This window comes from Elioraea sp. Yellowstone (genome assembly GCF_006704265.1).
Taxonomy (GTDB): domain Bacteria; phylum Pseudomonadota; class Alphaproteobacteria; order Acetobacterales; family Acetobacteraceae; genus Elioraea.
This window is the reverse complement of the sequence record NZ_VIKA01000312.1, coordinates 1-825: the sequence shown is the minus strand read 5'-3', so window position 1 is coordinate 825 and position 825 is coordinate 1. Positions and strand designations below refer to the sequence as shown.

Below are 825 nucleotides of genomic sequence, written 5' to 3'. Positions count from 1 at the left end.
CGACAGGCCCCGCCGCGTCAGCGCCTGATCCCCGATGAGCCCCTGCCGCTCGAGGCCCTGCGCGGCGCGGACGCCACCCTGCGCTTGGCGCTCGCCGAGCTGCGCCTCGGCGGGGCGCAGTACCGCGAGGTCGCCGGCCGGCTCAGCCTCGATCGCGGCGCGCTGCGGCTCGATCCGCTGAACGCGCGCGTGCCGGGCGGGGCGGTGACCCTCAGGCTGACCATGGACGCCTCGAAGCCCGAGCCGCCGGTGCGGATCGCCCTCTCGGCGCCGTCCATGGAGCTGCGCCAGCTGCTCGCCGCCTATGGCGGGGGCTATCGCGTCGGCGGGCAGATCGAGCTCGACATCGATCTGCGCGGCACCGGCACGACGCCGCACCGGATCGCCTCGACGCTCGACGGCCATCTCGGCCTGGCCGGCGCCAATCTCGACATCGACAACCGGCTGATCGACCTGGTGGCGGGCGAGCTCTGGCGCGCGCTGGTGCCGGGGGCGCCGCGCGAGGGCGTCTCCAACGTGCGCTGCGTCGCGCTGCGCTTCGATGCCGCGGGCGGGGTCGCGACCGCCAAGGCGCTGCTGTTCGACAGCAACCTCGCCAAGGTCGGCGGCTCGGGCAGCGTCAATCTCGGCCCGGAGACGCTGGCGCTCAGGCTGATGCCGACGCTGAAGATCGCCGGCGGGGGCATCGGCATCCCGGTGAATGTCGGCGGCACCTTCCTCGACCCCTCGATCCGGCCCGACCCGGCGGGCGCGGTCGGTGCGCTCGGCCAGCTCGGCGCCGGAGCCGCGGCCGGCGCACAGGCGGGGGCGGTCGCCGGCCCGCTG

General features: G+C 76.0%; 1 protein-coding gene. It reads left to right on the top strand.

Annotated elements, in window-relative coordinates; translation table 11 throughout:
• On the top strand, positions 1-825 hold an 825-nt coding region (locus FK498_RS18890; RefSeq protein WP_141857268.1), incomplete at both ends, for an AsmA-like C-terminal region-containing protein.